The 21,663-nt window shown below is 72.4% G+C and carries 16 protein-coding genes; 7 read left to right on the top strand and 9 right to left on the bottom strand.

The annotated features are described in order from the left end of the window. Positions 1 to 3 precede the first annotated feature (3 nt). From kdpC to POL72_RS01850, 3 genes are read left to right on the top strand one after another with little or no spacing between them, the layout of a single operon-like run. Entirely contained in the window at positions 4 to 576 is a 573-nt protein-coding gene (kdpC, locus tag POL72_RS01840) for a potassium-transporting ATPase subunit KdpC (protein WP_272093239.1), read from the top strand. A 14-nt stretch (positions 577 to 590) separates the two neighbouring features. Continuing rightward, positions 591 to 3,314 (top strand): DUF4118 domain-containing protein, encoded by a 2,724-nt coding sequence (locus POL72_RS01845; protein WP_272093240.1) that lies wholly within the window; start codon positions 591 to 593, stop codon positions 3,312 to 3,314. A gap of 15 nt (positions 3,315 to 3,329) precedes the next feature. Beyond that, the gene (locus tag POL72_RS01850; RefSeq protein ID WP_272093241.1) at positions 3,330 to 4,037 is read left to right on the top strand and encodes a response regulator; all 708 of its coding nucleotides are present in this window, start codon (positions 3,330 to 3,332) and stop codon (positions 4,035 to 4,037) included. Positions 4,038 to 4,054: 17 nt separating this feature from the next. Here POL72_RS01850 and POL72_RS01855 read toward each other — a convergent pair whose 3' ends face one another. Then, complete coding sequence (locus POL72_RS01855; protein ID WP_272093243.1) at positions 4,055 to 6,634, bottom strand: DEAD/DEAH box helicase; 2,580 nt, start codon at positions 6,632 to 6,634, stop codon at positions 4,055 to 4,057. A gap of 323 nt (positions 6,635 to 6,957) precedes the next feature. On the opposite strand from POL72_RS01855, the gene POL72_RS01860 reads away from it, so the two are divergent. Beyond that, positions 6,958 to 9,903 (top strand): PAS domain-containing hybrid sensor histidine kinase/response regulator, encoded by a 2,946-nt coding sequence (locus POL72_RS01860; RefSeq protein WP_272093245.1) that lies wholly within the window; start codon positions 6,958 to 6,960, stop codon positions 9,901 to 9,903. Positions 9,904 to 9,984: 81 nt separating this feature from the next. Next, positions 9,985 to 10,311 (top strand): rhodanese-like domain-containing protein, encoded by a 327-nt coding sequence (locus POL72_RS01865; protein WP_272093246.1) that lies wholly within the window; start codon positions 9,985 to 9,987, stop codon positions 10,309 to 10,311. A 15-nt stretch (positions 10,312 to 10,326) separates the two neighbouring features. Here POL72_RS01865 and POL72_RS01870 read toward each other — a convergent pair whose 3' ends face one another. From POL72_RS01870 to POL72_RS01885, 4 genes are all read right to left on the bottom strand, one after another. After that, on the bottom strand, positions 10,327 to 10,650 hold the full coding sequence (locus POL72_RS01870) for a hypothetical protein (RefSeq protein WP_272093248.1): 324 nt from the start codon (positions 10,648 to 10,650) through the stop codon (positions 10,327 to 10,329). A 65-nt stretch (positions 10,651 to 10,715) separates the two neighbouring features. Next, a complete protein-coding gene (locus tag POL72_RS01875; RefSeq protein WP_272093249.1) occupies positions 10,716 to 13,040 on the bottom strand; it encodes a serine/threonine-protein kinase in 2,325 nt (774 codons plus the stop codon). A gap of 279 nt (positions 13,041 to 13,319) precedes the next feature. Next, positions 13,320 to 13,871 (bottom strand): nucleotidyl transferase AbiEii/AbiGii toxin family protein, encoded by a 552-nt coding sequence (locus tag POL72_RS01880; RefSeq protein WP_272093251.1) that lies wholly within the window; start codon positions 13,869 to 13,871, stop codon positions 13,320 to 13,322. Beyond that, on the bottom strand, positions 13,871 to 14,089 hold the full coding sequence (locus POL72_RS01885; protein WP_272093252.1) for a hypothetical protein: 219 nt from the start codon (positions 14,087 to 14,089) through the stop codon (positions 13,871 to 13,873). Before POL72_RS01885 ends, POL72_RS01880 begins: the two co-directional genes overlap by 1 nt. A 243-nt stretch (positions 14,090 to 14,332) precedes the next feature. Between POL72_RS01885 and POL72_RS01890 the strand changes: the two genes are divergently transcribed. Both POL72_RS01890 and nudC read left to right on the top strand, forming a co-directional pair. Beyond that, positions 14,333 to 17,074 carry an ATP-binding protein gene (locus POL72_RS01890; protein ID WP_272093254.1) on the top strand — a complete coding sequence of 914 codons (2,742 nt, stop codon included), beginning with the start codon at positions 14,333 to 14,335 and terminating at the stop codon, positions 17,072 to 17,074. Positions 17,075 to 17,225: 151 nt separating this feature from the next. Next, a complete protein-coding gene (gene nudC / locus POL72_RS01895; protein ID WP_272093255.1) occupies positions 17,226 to 18,062 on the top strand; it encodes an NAD(+) diphosphatase in 837 nt (278 codons plus the stop codon). Between the two features lie 48 nt (positions 18,063 to 18,110). Here nudC and POL72_RS01900 read toward each other — a convergent pair whose 3' ends face one another. The 4 genes from POL72_RS01900 to POL72_RS01915 all read right to left on the bottom strand — a co-directional run bounded on the left by POL72_RS01900 (position 18,111) and on the right by POL72_RS01915 (position 21,528). After that, a complete protein-coding gene (locus POL72_RS01900; RefSeq protein ID WP_272095900.1) occupies positions 18,111 to 18,509 on the bottom strand; it encodes a type II toxin-antitoxin system VapC family toxin in 399 nt (132 codons plus the stop codon). Beyond that, the gene (locus POL72_RS01905) at positions 18,506 to 18,715 is read right to left on the bottom strand and encodes a hypothetical protein (RefSeq protein ID WP_012237004.1); all 210 of its coding nucleotides are present in this window, start codon (positions 18,713 to 18,715) and stop codon (positions 18,506 to 18,508) included. Before POL72_RS01905 ends, POL72_RS01900 begins: the two co-directional genes overlap by 4 nt. Before the next feature lie 59 nt (positions 18,716 to 18,774). Next, a complete protein-coding gene (locus POL72_RS01910) occupies positions 18,775 to 20,244 on the bottom strand; it encodes an MATE family efflux transporter (protein WP_272093257.1) in 1,470 nt (489 codons plus the stop codon). A gap of 186 nt (positions 20,245 to 20,430) precedes the next feature. Next, the gene (locus POL72_RS01915; protein ID WP_272093259.1) at positions 20,431 to 21,528 is read right to left on the bottom strand and encodes a Nif3-like dinuclear metal center hexameric protein; all 1,098 of its coding nucleotides are present in this window, start codon (positions 21,526 to 21,528) and stop codon (positions 20,431 to 20,433) included. Positions 21,529 to 21,663 lie beyond the last annotated feature (135 nt).

Genomic DNA, 21,663 nt, shown 5'->3' on the forward strand with positions numbered 1-21,663 from the left:
GCCATGCTCGCGCACCTGCGACCCGCCCTCGTCCTCCTCCTCGTCCTCACCGGCCTCACGGGGTTCGCCTACCCGCTGCTCTCGACCGCCGTCGCGCAGGCCGCGTTCCCGCACCAGGCGAACGGCAGCCTCGTGCTCCAGGGCGGCCGCGTGGTCGGATCGAGCCTGCTCGGCCAGCCGTTCAACGATCCGCGCTACTTCTGGGGCCGCCCCTCGGCGACGAGCCCCGTCCCCTACGCGGGGCAGGCCTCTGCCGGGAGCAACCTCGGGCCCACGAACCCTGCCCTGGCCGAGGCGGTCAAAGCCAGGATCGAGGCGCTCCGCGCCGCGGATCCGGAGGCCGCCGCGCCGGTGCCCGTCGACCTGGTGACCGCCTCCGGCAGCGGCCTCGATCCGCACATCAGCCCCGCGGCGGCGGAGTACCAGGTGCGGCGCGTGGCGCGCGCGCGGAGCCTGGGAGACGACGAGGTGCGCCGGCTCGTCGCGCGGCACACCGAGGGGCGCTTTCTCGGCCTCCTCGGCGAGCCCCACGTGAACGTGCTGCTCCTGAACCTCGCCCTCGACGGCGCCCGCTGAGGAGAGCGCGAGCGGTGGCGGACGCACGCGAAGACCGGCCGGATCCCGAGGCGCTGCTCGCCGCGGCCCGCGAGGAGGAGGAGCGCGAGGGGAAGGGCAAGCTCAAGATCTTCTTCGGCGCTGCGCCCGGCGTCGGCAAGACGTACGCGATGCTGGCGGCGGCGCGGTCGCTCCACGCCGAAGACGTCGACGTCGTCGTCGGGTGGGTCGAGACGCACGGGCGCGCCGAGACGGAGGCGCTCCTCGGCGGGCCTCCGCCGCTGCCGCGCCTGCCGGCGATCGAGGTCGAGCACCGCGGCAGGACGCTGCGCGACTTCGACCTCGAGGCCGCGCTGGAGCGCCGCCCGAAGCTCCTCCTCGTCGACGAGCTCGCGCACACGAACGCGCCGGGGCTCAGGCACCCGAAGCGCTGGCAGGACGTCATCGACCTCCTCGACGCGGGGATCGACGTCTACACAACCGTCAACGTCCAGCACATCGAGAGCCTGAACGACGTCGTGGCCCAGGTGACCGGCGTCGTGGTCCGGGAGACGGTGCCCGACTCGATGATCGAGCGCGCCGACGAGATCGAGCTCATCGACCTCCCGCCGGACGACCTCCTCGAGCGGCTGCGCGAGGGCAAGGTCTACCTCTCGGAGCAGATCGAGCGCGCGGCGAGCAACTTCTTCCGCAAGGGCAACCTGATCGCCCTGCGCGAGCTCGCCCTGCGGCGCACCGCCGAGCGCGTCGACGATCAGATGCGCGGCTACATGCGCGCCCACGGCATCCAGAAGACGTGGGCCGTCGCCGAGCGGATCGTCGTCTGCGTGGGGCCGAGCCCCATGTCGGCGCGGCTCATCCGGGCGACGCGGCGGATGGCCGGCAGCCTGAAGGCGGAGTGGCACGCGGTCACCGTGCAGACGCCGGCGCAGGCGCGGCTCTCCCAGGCCGACCGCGGGCGGGTCGACCGGAACCTCGCGCTCGCCGAGCGCCTCGGCGCCACCACGGTCCAGCTCCACGGCGCTCAGGTCGCCGGGGAGGTCCTGCGGTACGCCAGGCAGCACAACGTCAGCAAGATCGTCGTCGGCAAGCCGACCCACCCTCGCTGGAAGGACTTCGTCTACGGCTCGCTGCTCGACGATCTCGTGCGCCAGAGCGGCGACATCGACGTCTACGTCATCCAGGGGACGGCGGAGGCGCAGCGGTCCGAGGTCGGGTCGCCGGAGCGGCGCCGCGTCGCGCCGCTGGCCTACGCCCTCAGCGCGGGCGTCGTGGCGCTCTGCACGCTGGTCTCGTGGGTCATGCACCCGTCCTCCGACCTGGCGAACCTCATCATGGTGTACCTGCTCGGGGTCGTCTTCGTCGCGAGCCGCTTCGGGCGAGGCCCCTCGGTGCTCGCCTCGGTGCTCGGCGTCGCGGCCTTCGATTTCTTCTTCGTCAAGCCGTACCTGACCTTCGTCGTCAGCGACCTCCGGTACCTCGTCACGTTCGCGATCATGCTGCTCGTGGCGCTGATCATCGCCGGCCTCACCGTGCGCATCCGCCGCGACGCCGAGAGCGCCGGCCAGCGGGAGCAGCGCACAGCGGCGCTCTACGCGATGAGCAGGGAGCTGACCGCCCTGCGCGAGACCGACAAGCTCAGCCTCGCGGCGGCGCGCCACGTGCGCGACGTCTTCGAGGCCGATGCGGTGGTCCTCCTGCCCGGCCCCGACGGCCGCCTCGCCGTCTGCGCGGGGACGGCGGAGGGCGTTGTCGCCGGCGAGCAGGAGCGGGCTGTCGCGGAGTGGGCGTATGCGCGCGGCAAGGTCGCGGGGGCCGGGACCGACACGCTCCCGAGCGCGGGCGCGATGCACCTGCCGCTCCAGGGGTCCTCCGGGCCGATCGGCGTCCTCAGCGTCCGGCCGCGCGGGTCGTGGCAGTCCCTCGACCTGGGCCGGCGCGAGCTGCTCGGCGCCTTCGCCACGCAGACGTCGCTCGCGCTGGAGCGCGCCCTGCTCGCGCGGCAGGCCCAGCGCGCGCAGCTCCACGCCCAGGCGGAGGAGCTCCGCAACGCCCTCCTGAGCTCGGTCTCGCACGACCTGCGCACGCCGCTCGCCACGATCACCGGCGTCGCGGGCGCGCTGCTCGACGAGGGGGCCGCGCTCGACCCGGCGGCCCGGCGCGACCTGACGCAGACCGTGCTGGAGGAGGCGCAGCGGCTCGAGCGCCTCGTGCGCAACCTGCTCGACATGACGCGCCTGGAGTCCGGCGCGCTCGCGGTGAAGAAGGAGTGGCTGCCGCTCGAGGAGATCGTGGGGGCAGCGCTGAACCGGGTCGAGGAGCGCCTGGAAGGCCGGGAGGTCTCGATCGAGCTCGACCGGGCCACGGAGCTCGTCCCGATGGATGGCGTGCTGATGGAGCAGGTGCTCATCAACCTGCTCGAGAACGCGCTCAAGTACTCGCCGGCCGGCAGCCCGATCGGGATCCGGGGGTTCACCGAGCGGAGCACGGCGATGCTCGAGATCGCGGATCGCGGTCCGGGCCTACCGCCCGGCGAGGAGGAGGCCATCTTCGAGAAATTCCACCGAGGCCGCGGCCAGACGCAGCGCGGCCTCGGCCTCGGCCTCACCATCTGCCGCGGCATCGTGGCCGCGCACGGCGGACAGATCACGGCCGAGGATCGGCCTCATGGGGGCGCGGTCTTCCGCGTGACGTTGCCCATCGAGGGCCGCCCGCCGCACCTCGCCGCCCCGGAGCTGCCGGCGGCCGCGGGCGCTTGATATCGTGGGTGGGCGATGGCGGAAGCGTCTCCTCTCGTGCTGCTGATCGAGGACGAGCCGCAGATGCGCCGCTTCTTGCGCGCGATGCTGGCGGCCCGCGGCTACCGGCTCGTGGAGACGGAGACGGGCGCCGAGGGCATCGCCCAGGCGACGACGCGCAATCCGGATCTCGTGCTCCTCGATCTCGGGCTCCCTGACATGGACGGCCTGGAGGTGACCCGGCGGCTCCGGGAGTGGACCGCTGTCCCGATCATCGTGCTGTCGGCCCGCGGCCAGGAGCAGGACAAGATCGACGCGCTGGACGGCGGCGCCGACGATTACCTGACCAAGCCGTTCAGCGCGGGTGAGCTCCTGGCGCGGCTGCGCGTGGCCCTGCGCCACGCCGCCCACGCGGCGAAGGCGGAGAGCTCAACCTTCAAGGTGCAGGACGTCGATGTCGATCTCGCGCGCCGGGTCGTGCTGCGGGGCGGCGAGGAGATCCACCTGACACCGATCGAGTACAAGCTGCTCACGACGCTGATCCGACACGCCGGAAAGGTGCTGACGCACCGCCAGCTCCTCGGCGAGGTGTGGGGCCCTGCCTACGCGGGGCAGACACACTATCTGCGCGTCTACATGGCGCAGCTGCGGCACAAGCTGGAGCGCGACCCGGCGCGACCGCAGATCCTGATCACCGAGCCCGGCGTGGGCTACCGGCTCAAGGGGACTCGAGTCGAGCCGTAGCCAACGCGAGCGCGCTCTCAGCTCGCGATGCGCCGGAGCACGATGACCGGCCGCCCCGCGTCGCGCGAGCGATCGATATCCACCTTGCAGTCGAGCATCCAGTCGTTGTGGTCCTCCGGATCGGCGATGATCTGCTGGACCACCCAGGAGCCGCCGTCCTCGGCGGGGTGGATGATCGTGTTGCTCGGGCTCCGGGCCGCCGGATCGGTGCGGATCGCGGCGTGCTCCGCGTAATAGCCCCGGAGCGCCTCGTCCAGCCGCTCCGCCGTCCAGGGCGCCTCCTCCCCCTCCACCATCTCGGAGGCGACCTCGTAGTCGCGGCGGGCCAGCGCGCGCAGGAAGAAGAAGAGCTCGTTCCTCACGAGCACCGTGAAGTCCTTGACGTTCCGCGTGACGTCGAACGCGGCCGGCTCCCCGGCGCCGCCCGGGGCCGCCGAGCGCGGCTGGAACGACGGGTCGCGCAGCCGCTCCCACTCGTCGAGCAGGCTCGAGTCCACGCCCCGGATGAGCGCCCGGAAATAGGCGATCATGTCGATGGTGTCGCTGTCCTTCGCGTACTCGGGCACCGTCTGGACGAGCGCCTTGTACACCTCGGAGACGTACCTGAGGAGCAGCCCCTCCGCCCGCTCCAGGTTGTACTCCCGGATGTACTCGCTGAACGACAGGTATTGCTCGTACATCTCGCGCGCCACGCCCTTCGGGCGGATGTTCTCCTGCCCTACCCAGGGGTGCCGCCGCGCGAAGTCGTTGAAGGTCCCGTAGATGAACTCGCGGTTCGGCCTCGGATAATCGAGCTTCTCGAGCTCCTCCATCCGCTGCTCGTACTCCACGCCCGCCGCCTTCAGCTCCGCGAGCTTCTCTGTCTTCAGCCGATCGAGCTGCTTTTGCAGGATGAGATCGGGGTTCTCGAGGATCGACTCGACGAGCGTCAAGAGATCGAGCGGATACGTGCCGCTGTCGGGATCCAGCTTGCCCACCGTCTCGAGCACGTAGAGCGAGAGCGCGTGGTTCAGGGAGAAGTCCTCCTGGAGATCCGCGTTGATGCGGATGCGCTTGCCCGGCCCGTCTTCCCTGGGGACGAACTCGATGATGCGCGCCTCCACGAGCGAGCGGAAGAGGAGCATCGCCGTCCTCCCGTGCTGGCGCCGGACCGCCGGCCGATCGTGGGTGCTGCGGATGAGCCGCTTCAGCGCCTGACAGCCGCCCTCCTCGCGCCCGAGCACGTTGACGAGCATGCCGTGCGTGACCTGGAACCGGGACACGAGCGGCTCGGGCGGCGACTGGATCAGCTTCTCGAACGTCTGCCGGTCCCAGTGCACATAGCCCTTCTCCGGCGGCTTCTTCCTGACGATCTTCCGCCGCTTGGCCGGGTCGTTCCCCGCCTTCGCCTCGAGCCTCATGTTCTCGATGACGTGCTCCGGCGCCTGGGCGACGACGCTCCCCTGCGTGTCGAACCCTTTCCGGCCCGCCCGGCCGCTGATCTGCTGGAAGTCACGCACGCTCAGGATGGCCGTCTTCTCGCCGTCGAACTTGCAGAGCTTCGTGAACAGCACCGTTCGGATGGGGATGTTGACGCCGACGCCGAGCGTGTCCGTGCCACAGATGATCTTGAGGTGCCCCTGCTGGGCCAGCTTCTCGACGAGCAGCCTGTATTTCGGCAAGAGCCCCGCGTGGTGGAGCCCGATCCCGTGCCTGACGAAGCGCTGCACCTCGCGGCCGTAGGGGCTCGAGAACTTGAAGGGGCCCCCGAACGCGGACCCCGGCCCTGCGCCCGCGAGGGCGGCGGTGATCGCCCGCTTCTCCTCCTTGGTGCAGTAGTCCTGGCTCATCAGGTTCTGCGCCTCCTCGGCGCAGCCCCGCTGCGTGAAGCTCACGATGTAGATCGGCGCCTTGCCGCTCTTCACGAGGGTCGCGACGGTCTCGTGGAGCGGCGTCTCGCGGTACTCGAAGTCGAGCGGCACCGGGCGCACGGTCGACTTGACCACGGCCGTCTGCTCGCCCGTCAGGCGCGTGATCTCCTCCTGGAAGAACTCGGTGCCTCCGAGCGTGGCGCTCATGAGCAGGAACCTCGCCTGCGGCAGCGTGAGCAGCGGGATCTGCCAGGCCGCGCCGCGATCGCGATCCGAGTAGTAGTGGAACTCGTCCATGATCACGTAGTCGCAGAGCGCCTTCTCGCCCTCGCGGAGCGCGATGTTCGCGAGGATCTCCGCCGTGCAGCAGATGATGGGCGCGTCGCGGTTCACGGCCGCGTCGCCCGTCAACATGCCCACGTTCTCGGGGCCGAAGTCGTTGCAGAGCGAGAAGAACTTCTCGCTGACGAGCGCCTTGATCGGGCACGTGTAGTACGACTTCATCCCCTCCGCGATCGCCTTGAAGTGCATGGCGGCCGCGACGAGCGACTTGCCCGAGCCGGTCGGCGTGTTGAGGATCACGTTCTTGCCGCCGAAGATCTCGAGGATGGCCTCCTCCTGCGCCGGGTAGAGCTCGAGCCCCCGCTCGGCGACGTAGTCGAGGAAGCCGTTCAGCAGGTCGTCGGCCGTGAAGTCGTGAGATGACGGCGGGAGGCGAGCGAGGAGCGGAGCGGTGGCTTGATCCATGGCGGCTGTCGGGCGCGCGCCCGCGGGCGCGGGCGCACCCATGCAGAAGCCTGGTTTCAGCGCGAATGCAAGCAAACTCCTCCATGTCCAGGTCGGATCGCCGACGACGCGCTGTCGGAACGGGAGCGACGCAGCGGGCGGAACCGACACCGCTGACGCGCCGGCGCGACAGACACGGCAGACGGAAGAGGCGGAGCAGGCGCAGCAGGCTCCGTCCAGGCGATCCGGACGAGCAGAGGACGGAGGCGATCGGGTCGCCATGCCGCCCGCAGCGTCACGCGATCGTGATAGCGTGGCCGGACGAAACAGCAGGAGGGAACACCATGCACACACGGCCGATCGGGCCGGTGCATGGAGGATCGGGACGGGCGGGGATGGGGGAGAGGGCCGGACAGCCAGTCTGGGCGACGCGATCGCCCAGCAGGGGGACCGCGCAGATCGACGCGTCGAGCGGGCGGATCCTGCGCGTCAGCAGCTCGCTTTGCCTGCTGCTGGGGTACTCGGAGGACGAGCTTCGCCAGAAGAAGCTGTCGGATCTCGCCCTGCCGGAAGACCGCACGGGCTCGCTCGCGGCGTGGCGCTCGCTCCTCGAAGCGGACGAGGAGGACCTCACGTTCGAGATGCGCTGCCGCTGCAAGGACGGCGGCGTCCGCTGGCTCCACGTGACAGGCGTCTTCGTCCGTGACGTCCGGCAGAGGCCGTATCGCGCGGTGGTGCTCGTCGAGGACATCACCGAGCCAAGGAACGCGGAGGAGCGGGCGCTCGCCGCGGAGCAGGCGCTGGCGGAGAGCGAGGCCAGGCTGCGGAACATCTTCTACAGCGACATGGCCCCGATGGCCTTCTGGACGCATGACGGACGCATCGTCGAGGCGAACGACGCCTATCTGAAGCTCGTGGGCCACACGCGGGAAGAGGTCACGGCCGGCCTGGTCCGCTGGGATGCCGACATGTCGCCGGAGGATCGCGCCGCCGGCGACCGCGCCCTGGCGGAGCTGCGGTCGAGCAGGTGGGCGTTCACGCCCTTCGAGAGGACCTATGTGCTGCGCGACGGCACGCGCCTCAAGATGCTGGTGAGCGGCTGTCTGCTGCCCGGGGAGCGGTACGAGGAGGCCGGCTTCGCGATCGTGCTCGACATGACGGAGCTCCGGCAATCGGAGGCGGCGGTCCGGAGGTGTGAACAGATCTTCCGCGCCATCGGGGAATCCATCGATTATGGCGTCTGGGTCAGCGACGCCGAGGGGCGGAACGTCTACGCCAGCAACGCATTCCTCAGGATGGCCGGGATGATGCAAGAGCAATGCTCGGAGCACGGGTGGATCGAGACGCTCCACCCCGAGGATCGGCACAAGGTGGCGATCTTCGAGCGGTGCGTGCAGACGGGTGAGCCGTTCGAGGAGGAGCTCCGGTACCTCGGCCCTGACGGCGCCGTCCACCCCGTCCTCAATCGAGGCGTCCCGGTCCGCGACGAGCAAGGCAAGATCACCGCCTGGATCGGCATCTGTCTGGACGTCAGCAAGCTCAAGCGCACGGAGGAGGCGCTGCGCGAGAGCGAGGGCCGGCTGCTCGCGGCGCTCGACGAGGCGCAGCGGGTCCTCGCCGAGCGCGAGCGCCTGGAGGACGAGCTCCGCGCTCGCGAGCGGGAGCTCGCGTCGCTGATGGCGAACTCGCCCGACGTGATCTACCGCCTGGATCGCGGCCTGCGCTGCACCTTCATGTCGCCCACCTCGGCGACGGTGATGGGGTTCCCGCCGGAGCACTACCTCGGCAAGACGCCCCGCGAGAACGGGCTCCCGCCCGACGTTGTCGAGATGAGCGAGGCCGCGTGCCGCGAGGTGCTCGCGACGGTCAGACCGCAGCGGATGGAGTTCAGCATCGGCGAGCGGAGATTCCGCGCCCGGGTCATCCCCGAGCTCGGGCCGAGCGGCGCCGTGGACTCGTTCATGGGGATCACCGAGGACGTCACCGCGGAGTGGCTGGCCGAGGAAGAGCGCCAGAAGCTCCTCGACAGCGAGCGCGCCGCGCGCGACGAGGCGGAGCGCGTCAGCCGGGTCAAGGACGACTTCGTCGCGACGCTCTCGCACGAGCTGCGCTCGCCCATCAACGCCATCCTGGGCTGGGCGCGCATCCTGCGGGGCCGGGTGCCCGAGCCGCCGACGCTCGCGCGGGGGCTCGAGGTCATCGAGCGCAACGCGCGGCTCCAGGCCGACATGGTGTCCGAGCTGCTCGACATGAGCCGGATCGTCTCGGGGAAGCTGCGGCTCGACGTGCAGCCGGTCGACCTGCCGTCGGTCATCCGGAGCGCGCTCGAGGCGATCCAGCTCGCGGCCGAGACGAAGGAGATCGCCGTCGCCTCGAGCATCGACCCCGAGGCGAGCTCGCTGAGGGGGGACCCCGCGCGGATCCACCAGGTCGTCTGGAACCTCCTGTCGAACGCCGTGAAGTTCACGCCCCCCGGCGGGCGGATCGACGTCGCGCTGCGGCGCACGGGCGCGCACGCCGCGCTGTCGGTGACCGACACCGGGATGGGCATCGCCCCGCAGTTCCTCCCCCACCTGTTCGAGCGCTTCCGGCAGGCCGACGCGTCCTCGACGAGGAAGCACGGCGGGCTCGGCATCGGGCTCTCGATCGTCAAGCACCTGGTCGAGCTGCACGGCGGCACCGTGGAGGTCGCGAGCCGCGGCGAGCATCTGGGCGCGACCTTCACCGTGAGGCTGCCGCTCGCCGGCGTCTCGCAGGAGGCGCCGGACGCGGCGGCGCGCCCCAGCGAGGCGTGCGTCGAGGCGCTGGCCGACTACCCGGGCGCATCGCTCTCCGGCCTGCGGGTGCTGGTGGTCGACGACCAGCCCGACGCGCGCGAGGTCGCCCAGCGCGTGCTGGAGGAGTGCGAGGCGACGGTCACGACCGCGGGATCGGCCGCCGAGGCGCTGGCCATCCTGTCGCAGGAGCGGCCCGACGTCCTCGTCAGCGACCTCGGGATGCCGGGCGAGGACGGCTTCCAGCTCATCCGCAGGGTGCGGGGCCTCGGCGAGGCGCGCGGCGGGGCGACGCCGGCCGTCGCGCTCAGCGCGCTGGCGCGGGCCGAGGACAAGGCGCGGGCGCTCGGCGCCGGGTACCAGGCGCACGTCGCCAAGCCCCTGGATCCGGCGGAGCTCGTCGGGGTGATCGCGGCGCTCACCAAGGATCGAACGAATCGGACGAATCGGACGGAACCGACGAAACCGACGGGTTCAACGGGTTCGACGGGTTCGACGGATCGGACGAGCCGATGAGCGGCGGTTGCTCCCGGGGAGCTCCTTCGATTAGGTAGAAGCCTTTACGGCGCCGCCCCTGGCGGGATGGCGAGCAGGGCCATGGTCCAACAGATTTCCGTGAAAGAGCTCTTTCTGAAGCTGAAGGCGGGCGAGCCCGTGTACCTCCTCGACGTGCGCACGCCCGGCGAGCACGACATCGCCGCGCTGCCGGGCAGCACGCTGATCCCGCTGAACGAGCTCGTCGAGCGGGCCGACGAGGTGGCGCCCGGCGAGGGCGCGCTCGTCGTCGCCTACTGCCACCATGGCGTCCGGAGCCTCTCGGCCGCCGCCCTCCTGGAGAAGCTCGGCCACGAGCGTGTCGCCTCGCTCCAGGGCGGCATCGATGCGTGGTCGATCCACATCGACGAGAGCGTCCCGCGGTACTGATCCCCGTCGACGAGCTCAGTTGAGCGAGGCGGCGCCGAGCCGGAAGTAGAGCGATCGGGCTGCGCCGCACGCGCTGCAGGCGACCTTCGCGACGCGGAGGCGGACGCCGTCGAGCGTCTCGGCCGTGTGGTCTTCCACGCGGAAGGCGCCGCGGCAGCGCGGGCACGGGATCGACCGGGCGGCCACCTCGACCTGCGAGGCCGCGTCGAGGGCGATGGCGCGGCCGGGGGTGTGGCCCGGCTCGAGCAGCGCGAGCCGCTCGATATCGCGGGTGAGCTTCGCCGACGTGCGATCGCTTTCGCGCCGGGCGGCGCGGGCCGAGAGCTTCTTCTTCGCCATGATGCCTGTCCCTGCGGTCCGCCCGGTCCGGCGAGGCCGACCCGCGCGGGGAGCGCGGGGCCGGTCTACCGCTTGTCGCGGATCGGCTCCAGGCCCTCGTACACGTCCTCGGCCCCGCCGCCGTATGCGCCGCGCTCTGGCGAGACGGGCCCCGGGCGCGGGGGCGCGAGGGTGCCGGGCCGCCGCACCTTGGGAGGCCGGACCCCCTGCGGGCGGTGCGCGGGGACCGCTGCGGGATCGGGCGTCGTGGCGGCGGTGTCGCCGGCCCACGTGGAGGGCGCGTCGGCCCCGGCCGGATCCGCAGGTTGCGAGGGCGCTTCCGGGGCCGGCGCGCGCGCGACGCCGGAGGGCGCTGGCAGGGGCGTGGTGAACGGAGCGGGGCCGGCCGTGCTCGCGAGGGCCATCGGCGCGTCCTGGCCCGCCGGCGAGCTGGCGGCCACCGGCGCGCTCGAGCTCGCTGTCCACCGCGCCGCGCCGAGCGCCACCGCGCCGAGGAGCGCTGCGGCGGCCGCGATCCACGCGCCCGCGTTGCGGCGCCAGCGGAACGCGCGGGAGCGCCACCTATCGCGGCGGCGTTCGGTCCCTTCGCGCGGGCTCCCGGCGATCTCCTTCCCGTCCGGCTGGGTCAGCGGCACCGCCCGCTTGCCCGCACCGAGCTGCCGCGGCGTCGCCCCGGGCTTGCGCGCCATCGTCAGCGTGGGGGAGTCGTCGCGCGCCATGGTCAGCGTGGGGCCTTCCTCACGCGCCAACTTCAGCGTGGGACCTTCCTCGCGCGCCATCGTCAGCGTGGGGCCTTCCTCGCGCGCCATCGTCAGCGTGGGACCGTCTTCGGGAGCCGACTTCAGCGCGATGCCGCTGTCCTGCGCCGTCTTCAGCGTGGCACCGCTGTCCTGCGCTGTCGCCGGCGCGGGGCCGATGTCCTGCGCCATCTTCAGCGCGGCACCGCTGCCCTGCGGCGTCGCCAGCACGGAACCGCTGCCTTGCGCCATCGTCAGCGCGAGGATGTCGCTTCGGGGCATCGTCAGCGTGGGGCCGTCCTCGGAGCTCCCCCCGGGGGAGGACCGGTCGTTCCGCGCCATCTTCAGCGTGGGCCTGCTGTCCTGCGCCGGGGTCGTGGGGCCGGTGCTCCGCGCCAGCGCGAGCGCGGGTCGCTCGCCGGCGGCCACGCGCTCGCCGGCGGCCACGATGGGGAGCGTGCGACGCTCGCCGCTGGACGAGGCGTCGGCGCTGGACGAGGTCGCCACTGCGGCGCCCTGGCTGGGCAGGGTGGTCACGTGGTCGCCCCCGGGCGCGAGCGCCGTCGAGCAGGGACCTGCCCCGGATCCCGCCCCCTTGTCGGCGTCCGGCAGGGTCGACGACGCGCCCGGGCCGTCGTTGGCCGCGGCGGGGAGCGTGCTCGCGACGCCGTCGCCCGAGGGCCCGAGGGGCCGGGACGACGGAAAGGCCTTACCCCGGGCGATCGCCTCGATCTGCGCCAGGGCGCGGGCGGAGTGCTCCGTGCCGAACGGCGCGAGCTCTCGCGCCAGATCCGCCACGGTCTGGACGCGCACCTCCGGCTCTTTCTCGAGGCAGCGCAGGATGAGGTCCTCGAGCCGGGCCGGCAGCTCCATCCGGTGCACCCGCGGCGGCGTGGGCGCCTGCATCGCGATGGCGACGAAGAGCGCCGAGATCCTGGACACCTCGAAGGGAAACCGCGCCGTCAGGAGCTGGTAGAGGATGACGCCGAGCGACCAGATGTCGGTGCGCGCGTCGACGTCTTTCGAGCACCGCACCTGCTCGGGCGACATGTAGCAGGGGGAGCCGAGCATCATCTCCGACGCCGTGAGCTTGCCGTCGTCCTCGGCGCCGGCCGACTTGGAGAGGCCGAAATCGAGCACCTTGACGATGGGCGCGCCGGTCCCGCCGGTCGTGAGGAAGAGGTTCCCCGGCTTGAGGTCCCGGTGGACGATGCCGCGCGCGTGCGCCTCCGCGATGGCCTCGCAGCCCTGGATCACGTAATCGACCGCCTCGGACACGGGCAATGGGCCGCGCGCCTCGATCTCCCGCTGGAGATCGCGGCCGCGCAGGTACTCCATGACGAGGTAGGGGACGCCGCGGTCGGCCGTGCCGACGTCGATGACGCGGGCGACGTGCTCGCTGCGGATCGCCGCCGCGGCGCGCGCCTCGCGCAGGAAGCGGGCGCCCGCGCCGGGCAGCGTCATCGCGCGGGGGAGGAGGAATTTGACGGCCACGCGCTGGCGCAGCGAGACGTGCTCGGCGGCGAAGATGACGCCCATGGCGCCCCGGCCGAGGCTGCGCTCGAGGCGGTATTTCTGCGCGAAGACCTCGCCTATCGCTGGGATGCCCGCCGTCGACGCGGGGGCATCCGGTTCCGATGGCCCGACCTCCATGGGCACACTATAGCCGCGCTCACACGATTTTTGACGCGAAGATGCGGGGCGTCGGGGGTGGGGGCGGCCGGATGCGGGGGCAGCGGAACGCGGTCGCCGCGGCCGCGTGGGCGGGCGACGCACCTCCTACGCCACACCGCCGCCGCCTCTCCGACGGAGCGCCGAGTTCGGGCGCCGCGGCCGGCCACCCTCCAGGCGTCCCGCCTCGGTTGAATCATCGCTTGCGAGGACGAGTCTTCTTCTTGACCTTCATCGGAGTCCGCTGGCTGAGCAACTTCATCAGATCGTCACGAGCTCCGGCGAGTCCAGCGCCTCGGCAAACTCACGAACCGTCGAGACAACCCATTTCTCGTCGACATCGGCATGTGCGCTCAGGATGGATTCGATGTCCACCATGTCGCGCGAGCGATGGGCTACGGCCTTCATGACGAGGAGGTCCTCGGGCACGGGAAGCGGAACGCGCAAACCGCCTAGATCCGTCGGAACTGCGCGACGAACCGCGTTCTCCTCGAACGGCAAGGCCCCCATCGAAAGGTCGATGGGAACACCGGATCGCTCGTGTCGAAGCAGAAGGACGCGGGAGTTGAGGGCGAACCCCAGCGCATCTGGGATGCGGGGAACGATTCCATGCCGCTCCCCATCGGCCAGGAAAACCGGCCAAGCGCTTTGGTTCGGAAGCCATGCGACGACATCCACGTCTCTCGTCGTGCGCGGCTTACTCAGGATCGACACCGCGACCCCGCCGATGAGCAGCATGGGGACGCCGGATGCCTCCGACCAGGCGAGGAGCGCGCGTACCGCGTCCTCGAGCTCCGCCAGCGAGCGGCTCATCAGACACCCAGACGCTCGGCAAGCAGTTTCCAGCGCCGGCGCACCTCCTCCACCTCCGTGTCGGCATCGATCGAGCCACCGAGTCCCCGGGCCACTCCCATGAGCATGGCGAGATCGCCGAACTTCTTGGCCGGAGACATCGCCTCGAGCTCTTCCTGCTCGACCTCGGCCACCATCTCCCAGCGCCTCTTGTAGGCCCGGATGTCGTCCGCGTTCATCTGTCGATCCTACCACCTGGTGGTATGTTCGGCGTGGGATCGTCGATGTCTCCCCAGATCGCCGCGCGCTGGCTCCGCCCACGCACGCCGTGATGGCACGCTCCCGTTTCTCCCGACGTTGTAGAGCCGTGTGCCTCATGGGTCCGGAGACTCCCCGCCCTGCACGCTCGCCGAGCTTCGCCGCGCGTCCCCGCCCCCTCCAGCATTGCGACAGCCCGCTCGCCATGGCACGAGCCCGCCCTCATGCCGACCCGCCCCTTCACCCTGGGCCGCTCCCGCCCGCTCTCGGGCGATCCCGGCGCCGCCGGCGCGCGCCCGTTCGAGCTCCCGGCCCACCACCTCGTGACCCACGGCGTGGTCGTCGGCATGACCGGCAGCGGCAAGACGGGGCTCGTCATGGTCCTCGTCGAGGAGGCGCTGCGCTCGGGCGTCCCGGTGCTCATGGTCGACGTGAAGGGCGACCTGCCCAACCTGCTCTTCACGTTCCCGGAGCTCTCCGCGGCCGAGTTCGAGCCGTGGATCGACCCCTCGGCCGCCGCGCGCGACGGCCGCTCGACGGCCGACGTCGCCGAGGGGCTCGCGGCGCGGTGGCGAGACGGGCTCGCCTCCTCGGGGCTCGGGGCGGCCGACGTCGCCGCGCTCCGCGCCCGCATGGCCCCGCGCCTGCTGACGCCGGGCACCACGGCCGGCGAGCCGGTCCACGTGCTGTCGGCGCTCGAGACCCCCTCGCCGCTCTGGGACGAGGACGAGGAGGCCGCCCGCGAGGCGCTCTCGGCCTCGCTGTCGCTCCTGCTCCGGCTCGTCGGCCGCGACCCGGATCCGGCGCGGAGCCGCGAGCACGTGCTGCTCGCGCACCTCGCCGAGCGGCGGCTGCGCGCGCGGCGGGCCGCGGGGCTCGAGGAGCTTCTCGCGGACCTGGCCGATCCGCCGATCGCCGCCGTGGGCGCCCTCGGCGTCGACGAGTTCTTCGCCCCCAAGGAGCGCCATGCGCTCGCCCGCGAGCTCAACACCCTGCTCGCCTCGCCCACGTTCGCCACGTGGCGCAAGGGCGCGCCGCTCGACGTCGCGGGGTGGCTCGCGCCGCAGGCTGGAAGCGGCAGCGGCGGCGGCAAGACCCCGGCGGTGATCGTCAGCGTCGCGCACCTCGACGACGACGAGCGGCTCCTCGTCCTCGGGCTGCTGTTCGATCAGCTGCTCTCGTGGGTGCGCGGCCTCTCCGGCACGAGCGACCTGCGCGCCCTCGTCGTCTTCGACGAGGTCTTCGGCTTTCTGCCCCCGCACCCGGCGAACCCGCCAACGAAGCGGCCGCTGCTCGCGCTCCTGAAGCAGGCGCGCGCCTTCGGGGTCGGCGTCGTCCTCGCCACGCAGAACCCGATGGACCTCGACTACAAGGCCCTCTCGAACGCCGGCGCGTGGTTCGTCGGCCGGCTCCAGACGGACGCCGACCGCGAGCGCGTTGTCGAGGGGCTCTCGGGGGCCGACGGCGGCGCTGGCGGCGTCGGGGCCGCAGCCCTCTCGGCCACGCTGAAGGCGCTCCCCCCGCGCACGTTCTTCGTGCGCGACGTCCACATGCAGCCGCCGTCGTTCCTCGCCGAGACGCGCTTCAGCCTGTCGTGGCTGCGGGGCCCGGTCACCCGGCGCGAGGTGGGCCGCCTCGTCCGGAGCATCTCCCCTCCCCCGCCTGCTCCTGCACCCGCAGCGCCCAAGCCGGCGCCCGCCGCGCCCAAGCCCACACGCGATTCTCTCGATTCGAGGTCCGCACATCCAGACTCCAGAGTCGATTCTCTCGATTCGAGGTCCGCACATCCAGACTCCAGAGTCGATTCTCTGGATTCGAGGTCCGCATATCCAGATTCCAGAGATAATTCTCTGGATTCGAGGTCCATACATCCAGATTCCAGAGTCGATTCTCTCGATCCAGGGCTCGCACATCCAGATCCGAGACGCGCGTCGCCCGGCCCGTCGAGCCCAGCCCATCGCGCGCCGGTGGGCCCGGGCGGGACGGTCCTCCTCGACCCGCGCCACACGCCCTCCGCACCGCAGCCCGCGCTGCGCAGAGGTGCCGCTCGTGCGGACGCCGCTCCGCCCGCGCCGGCACCGCCGCCCCCGGCAGCGACGGCACCCCCGCCGCCGCCCGATGGCTGGCGGAGCCTCTACGCGCACGCCCCTGCCGCCGCGCCGGAGGGCTTCCGTTACATCCCCTGGGTGGCTGCCTCGGTGATCGCCCACCTGCGCGATACGAAGCTCGGCGTCGCCCTCAACCGGAGCCAGCTCCTCGCCGCCCCGCTCCTGCCCGACGGCAAGCCGGATCTCTCGCGCGTCACCCGGCTCGACGCGTCGCTGCTCGCCACGGCGCCCGCCGCGGGCGCCCGCTTCGCCGAGCTGCCCGCCCCGCTCGCGAAGCGCGCCGCCGCGCAGGCCGCGGCGCGCGCGCTCCGCGAGCACGCCTACCGCACGACCGAGGCCGCCGTGGCCGTCCACAAGGAGCTCGGGCTCGCGCAGGACGACGGCGAGCCCCTCGAGGCGTTCGCCGCCCGTTGCCGCGCCGCCGCGGCCCGGCTCGCCGCCGCCGAGCAGCAGCAGGTCGTCGGCCGGTTCGCGCCCAGGATCGCGCGCCTCGGCGAGCGCATCGCCGCCGCAAAGGCGCGGTACGACCAGGCCGAGGCCGAGGTGGCCGCGCTCCCCGGCGCGGTGGGCGCCGCGCTCCTCGGGCTCGTCGCCGGCCGGGACACCGCCCGGCGCGCCGGGACCCAGCGCGACAAGGCCGCCGCGAAGCTCGAGCGCGCGCGGCAGGAATGGAGCGAGGCGGACGCCGCGCTCCGGGATCTCCACGCCGCGCAGGCCGCCGAGCTCGCGGCGCTGGAGCAGCTCCCCCTCCGCGCCGGCGAGGGCATCGAGACGAAGCGCCTCGTCCCCAAGAAGAACGACGTCGAGGTCGCGTTCGTCGCGCTCGCCTGGGCCGCGACGCTCGCCGGCCCTGCGTGAGCCCGCGGCGCGACGCCCACGCCTCCCCCCACCGCGACGTCGCGGTATCGCTCCCTCCATCGAGGCGCTAGGCTCCCGCGCATGCAGCCGACGGGCTCACCCGAGCGACGCCTCGACGGGGAGCCCACGCGGCTCTGCCCCAGGTAACGCCATGCCGTCCTCCCGCTTCCGCGCCGGGCTCGGCCGTCCGAGCTCGGCGCCCGCCGAGATCGCGTGGTTCGCGTTCCACGGCGACGATCTCCTCGTCCGCGCGCCGGGCGACACCGGCGATGGCTTCGATATCCCGATCGCGGCCGATCTCGCCGACCTCGGCGTCATCGTCACGCGCGCGCAGACGCTCGGCGAGCTCGACGGGCGCGCCTGCCGGTCCGCCGAGCTCGCGCAGGGCGCGCCGGCGCCGACGGGATACGCCTACGTCTCGCTGCGGCGCCTCCACGGGCGCATCGATCCGGAGCTGTTCGAGATCGCGGGCACGGCGTACCAGGTGCAGCACTGGGACAAGGCGCACCAGTACTGCGCGGCGTGCGGCGCCGCGCTCGAGAGCGGACAGGACGAGCGCGTGAAGCGCTGCGTCCGCTGCGCGAGCAACTACTTCCCCCGGATCACGCCGGCGACGATCGTGCTCGTCGAGGACGGCCCGCGCGTCCTGATGACGCGCCAGGCGCGGTTCCCTGCGGGCATGTACGGCCTCGTCGCCGGGTTCGTCGAGCCGGGCGAGACGCTGGAGGCGTGCGTCGCGCGCGAGGTCCACGAGGAGACGGGCGTCGACGCCGCCGATATCGTCTATTTCGGCAGCCAGCCCTGGCCCTTCCCCCACCAGATCATGGTCGGCTTCACCGCGCGTTACGCCGGCGGCGACCTCCGCGTCGACACGCGCGAGCTGGAGGACGCGCGCTGGTTCCACCGCGACGCGCTGCCGCTCCTGCCGCCGCCGCTCAGCATCGCCCGGAAGCTCATCGAGGCCTGGCTCGCGCGGCCGGCGCGGTAGGCGACGCCGGGCGACCGCTTCGACGTGCGAGTCAATGTCGGCGCACGCCTAGCGTGCATCGGCGAGGTTCACATGCCGATACGCCCGGATCTTCGCGTCCGCGGTGAGCAGAGGACAGCCGTGAATCCGAGCCGTGGCCACGATGATCTGGTCCGCAGGATCGCTATGGAACTCGCCGGGCAACCGGGTCGATTCAGCAGCGATGCTCGGCGCGAGCGGTAGGAGCAGCACGCCGGGATACGCCAGCGCAGCTCTGAGCCAGGCGTCGATGTCACACGGCAGCGCGAGCCGTCCACGCTCGACGAGCTTCGCCACCTCCCAGCAGGAGATCGCGCTCACCCCGAGGCCATTCGCTTCGCTCTGCCGTATCAACTCCGCCCAGGCAGAGCTGAGGCGCTCATCGCGCTGGACCCACCATACCCAGACGTGGGTATCCAGAACGATCATCGTTCCGCCTCCCACCCTCCGGGCTCTGCCGGAGAGAACGGATCGTCAAAGCGGTATGGCGTTCCCTGCAGCGGGTATGCCGAAGACTGCGGCCGCTCCTTGACGAGCACGATCACCTCCACGCTCGTCCCGGGGCCGAGCGGCAGCCCCTCGATCGTCAGAGTTCCATCCGGCCGAACGGTCGCCTCGAGGCGGTGCGCTTCCATGGCTCAGTATAGCCTGGCGCCGCCCCGCTCGGCCCGGCGGCCGCCCGCCACGGCGCGCCTCAGACGCGCCGCAGCTTCCACGCGCCGCGGCGGAACACGAGCCCGCCCGCGACGGCAAACGTCGAGAACGCCACCGCGATCGCGACGAACACGCCCGCCGGGCCGAGCCCCGCGGCGCGAGCCAGCCCCCAGGCGAGCGGGATCTCCCACAGCCAGAAGCAGGCGAAGTTCAGCAGCGTGGGCGTCCAGGTGTCGCCGGCGCCGTTGAACGCCTGCGTGAACACCATGCCGAAGCCGTAGAACAGGAACCCGCACGAGACGATCTGCAGCGCCTGCGCGCCGAACCGGAGCACCTCGGCCTCGTCCGTGAACGCGCCGACGATGGCGCGCGCGCCGACCGCGAAGACGACGCCCACCGCGCCGAGCATGACGGTGGTCCAGATGCCCGCGCGGTACACGGCGGCCTCGGCCCGGTCGGGGCGCCCCGCGCCAAGGTTCTGCCCGACCATGGTCGCGGCGGCGTTCGAGAGCCCGAACGCCGGCAGGATCGCGAACACGATGACGCGCATCCCGATCGTGTAGCCGGCGAGCGCCGCGCTCCCGAAGGGCGCGAGGATGCGCGCCATGCCGATCCAGCTCGCCGTGCCGATGACGTTCTGCAACGCGCCGTTCGCGAAGAGCCGGAGCAGCGCCGCGAGCGCCCCCGGGTCGGGGACGAGGTGCCGCGCTCGCACCCTCACCCGGCCGCTGCCGCGCGTGAGGAAGAAGACCTGCAGCGCGACGCCGGCCCCGCGGCCAAGGGTCGTCCCGACCGCCGCGCCGGCCACGCCGAGCTCCGGGAACGGGCCGAGGCCGAAGATGAAGCACGGGCCGAGCGCCATGTTCAGCGCGTTCGAGAACCAGAGCACCCGCATCGAGAGCGCCGCGTCGCCCGCCCCGCGGAAGATCGCGTTGATGACGAACAGCATCAGGATCGACGCGTTGCCGAGCAGCATGATCGAGGCGAACGGCGCGCCGGTCGCGATCACCCCGGGCGTCGCCCCCATCACCGCGAGCAGCCGCGACGCGAGCAGCGCGCCGACCGCCGAGATCGGCAGCGAGATGAGCAGGCCGAGCGCGATCGCCTGCCCCGCCATCGCGGCGGCCTCCTCGGGGCGCCCCTCGCCGACCCGCCGCGCGACCGTGGCGGACGCGGCGACCGCGAGGCCCATCGCCATGGCGTAGACGATCGCGAGGAGCGACTCCGTGAGCCCGACGGCGGCGACGGCATCGGCCCCGAGCCGCGAGACCCAGAAGACGTCGACCACGACGAAGAGCGACTCCATGAGCATCTCCATGACCATGGGGATCGCGAGCAGGGCGATCGCCCGGTCGATGGAGCCGGTGGTGAAATCGTGCTCGCCGCCGCGGACCGCGTCGCGGAGCGTGGACCAGACGCCCGCGCCGCGGCCCGAGCCGGGCGAGGGCGGTGAGGGTGCAACAGCGTCCGCGCGCAGATCGGGGGCGGGTGGCGTGCCGTGGTCGCGCATGAGGGCCGGCAAGCTGATCGCGGCGGGCCGTTTCGTCCAGCGGCTTTGCACACCTTTGCCAACACTGCCGCCTCGGTGGGTCCCGTCCGAGCCAGGGACCTCGGTGCGCCGGGCGCGCCGCCGACCCCTGACGCGCGCCGCGCCCCGTCCCCCTCCCGGCGCAGCGCCGCGCCCTCGCGCGAGCCGTCAGCGGATCGAGAACGGATCCCGGTCGCGCGCGCTGAGCTCGACGCGCAGCGACGGCGCCGCGGCGCGCAGGCGCTCGGCGAGGCGCGTCAGCGCGGCGCGCTCGCTGTTCGAGTGCAGCGCGCACACGACGGTGACGCCCGCGCTCGCCGCGCGGAGGGCGTCGTGGTGGCGCAGCTCGCCGGTCAGGTAGAGCTCCGCGCCCTGCGCGATGGCGTCGTCGAGGAGCGCGCCGCCCGCGCCGGCGCACGTGGCCGCGCGGGAGACGGCGCGATCCTCGGGGCCGGCCACGAGCAAGGCGTCCACCCCCAGGCCCTCCTTGATGCGGCCGAGCAGCTCGGAGACCGGCGCTGCGCCGGTGAGCGGCCCGATCCGGCCGATGCCGGCCCGGAGCGGCTCCGCGGCGAGCTCGACGAGGTCGAACGCCACCTCCTCGTACGGGTGCGCGGCGCGCATCGCCTGCACGACCGCGGCGGTCCGGTCGCGGGGGAAGACCATCTCCAGCCGCACCTCGGCGACGCGCTCGAGCCGGCCCTTCTCGCCGACCGTGGGGCTCGCGCCCTCCTCCCCGAAGAACGTGCCGGTCCCCAGCGTGCGGAAGCTGCATCGCGAATACCGGCCGATCCGGCCCGCGCCCGCCTCGGCGAGGGCGTCCGCCACCGCGTCGGCGCGATCCTCCGGGACGAAGACGACCAGCTTGTGCTGCCACGCCTTGGAGGGCGCCCTCCTGAGCGGCGCGCGGTCCGCCGAGATCCCGAGCGCGTCGGCGAGGACGTCGTTGGTGCCCCCCTCGGCGACGTCGAGCGCCGTGTGGGGCGAGTACAGCGCGATGCCGTCGCGGATGGCCGCGAAGATGGGGCTCGGCGTGACCACGCGCTTCACGGCCTCGAAGAGGGGCGGATGGTAGGCGACGACGAGATCGCAGCCGAGATGGCGCGCCTCCTGGGCGACCTCGGGCGTGTAATCGATGGCGAGGAGCGCCGCCGACGAGGGCCGCGCCGGGTCGCCCGCGAGCAGGCCGACGTTGTCCCAGGACTCCGCGAACCGGAGCGGCGCGATCGACTCGAGCGCTGAAAGGACGTCTCGGAGGAGGGTCATGAGCGCCTCTATACCAGCGGCGACCGCGGTTCGGTGCGCAGCGGCGTCCGCTGAGCCGAGCGCAGCGGCGACCGCTGAGCCGAGCGCAGCGGCGACCGCAGGGCCGAGCGCAGCGGCGACCGCTGAGCCGAGCGC

It is taken from the genome of Sorangium aterium (assembly GCF_028368935.1).
GTDB classification, from domain to species: domain Bacteria; phylum Myxococcota_A; class Polyangia; order Polyangiales; family Polyangiaceae; genus Sorangium; species Sorangium atrum.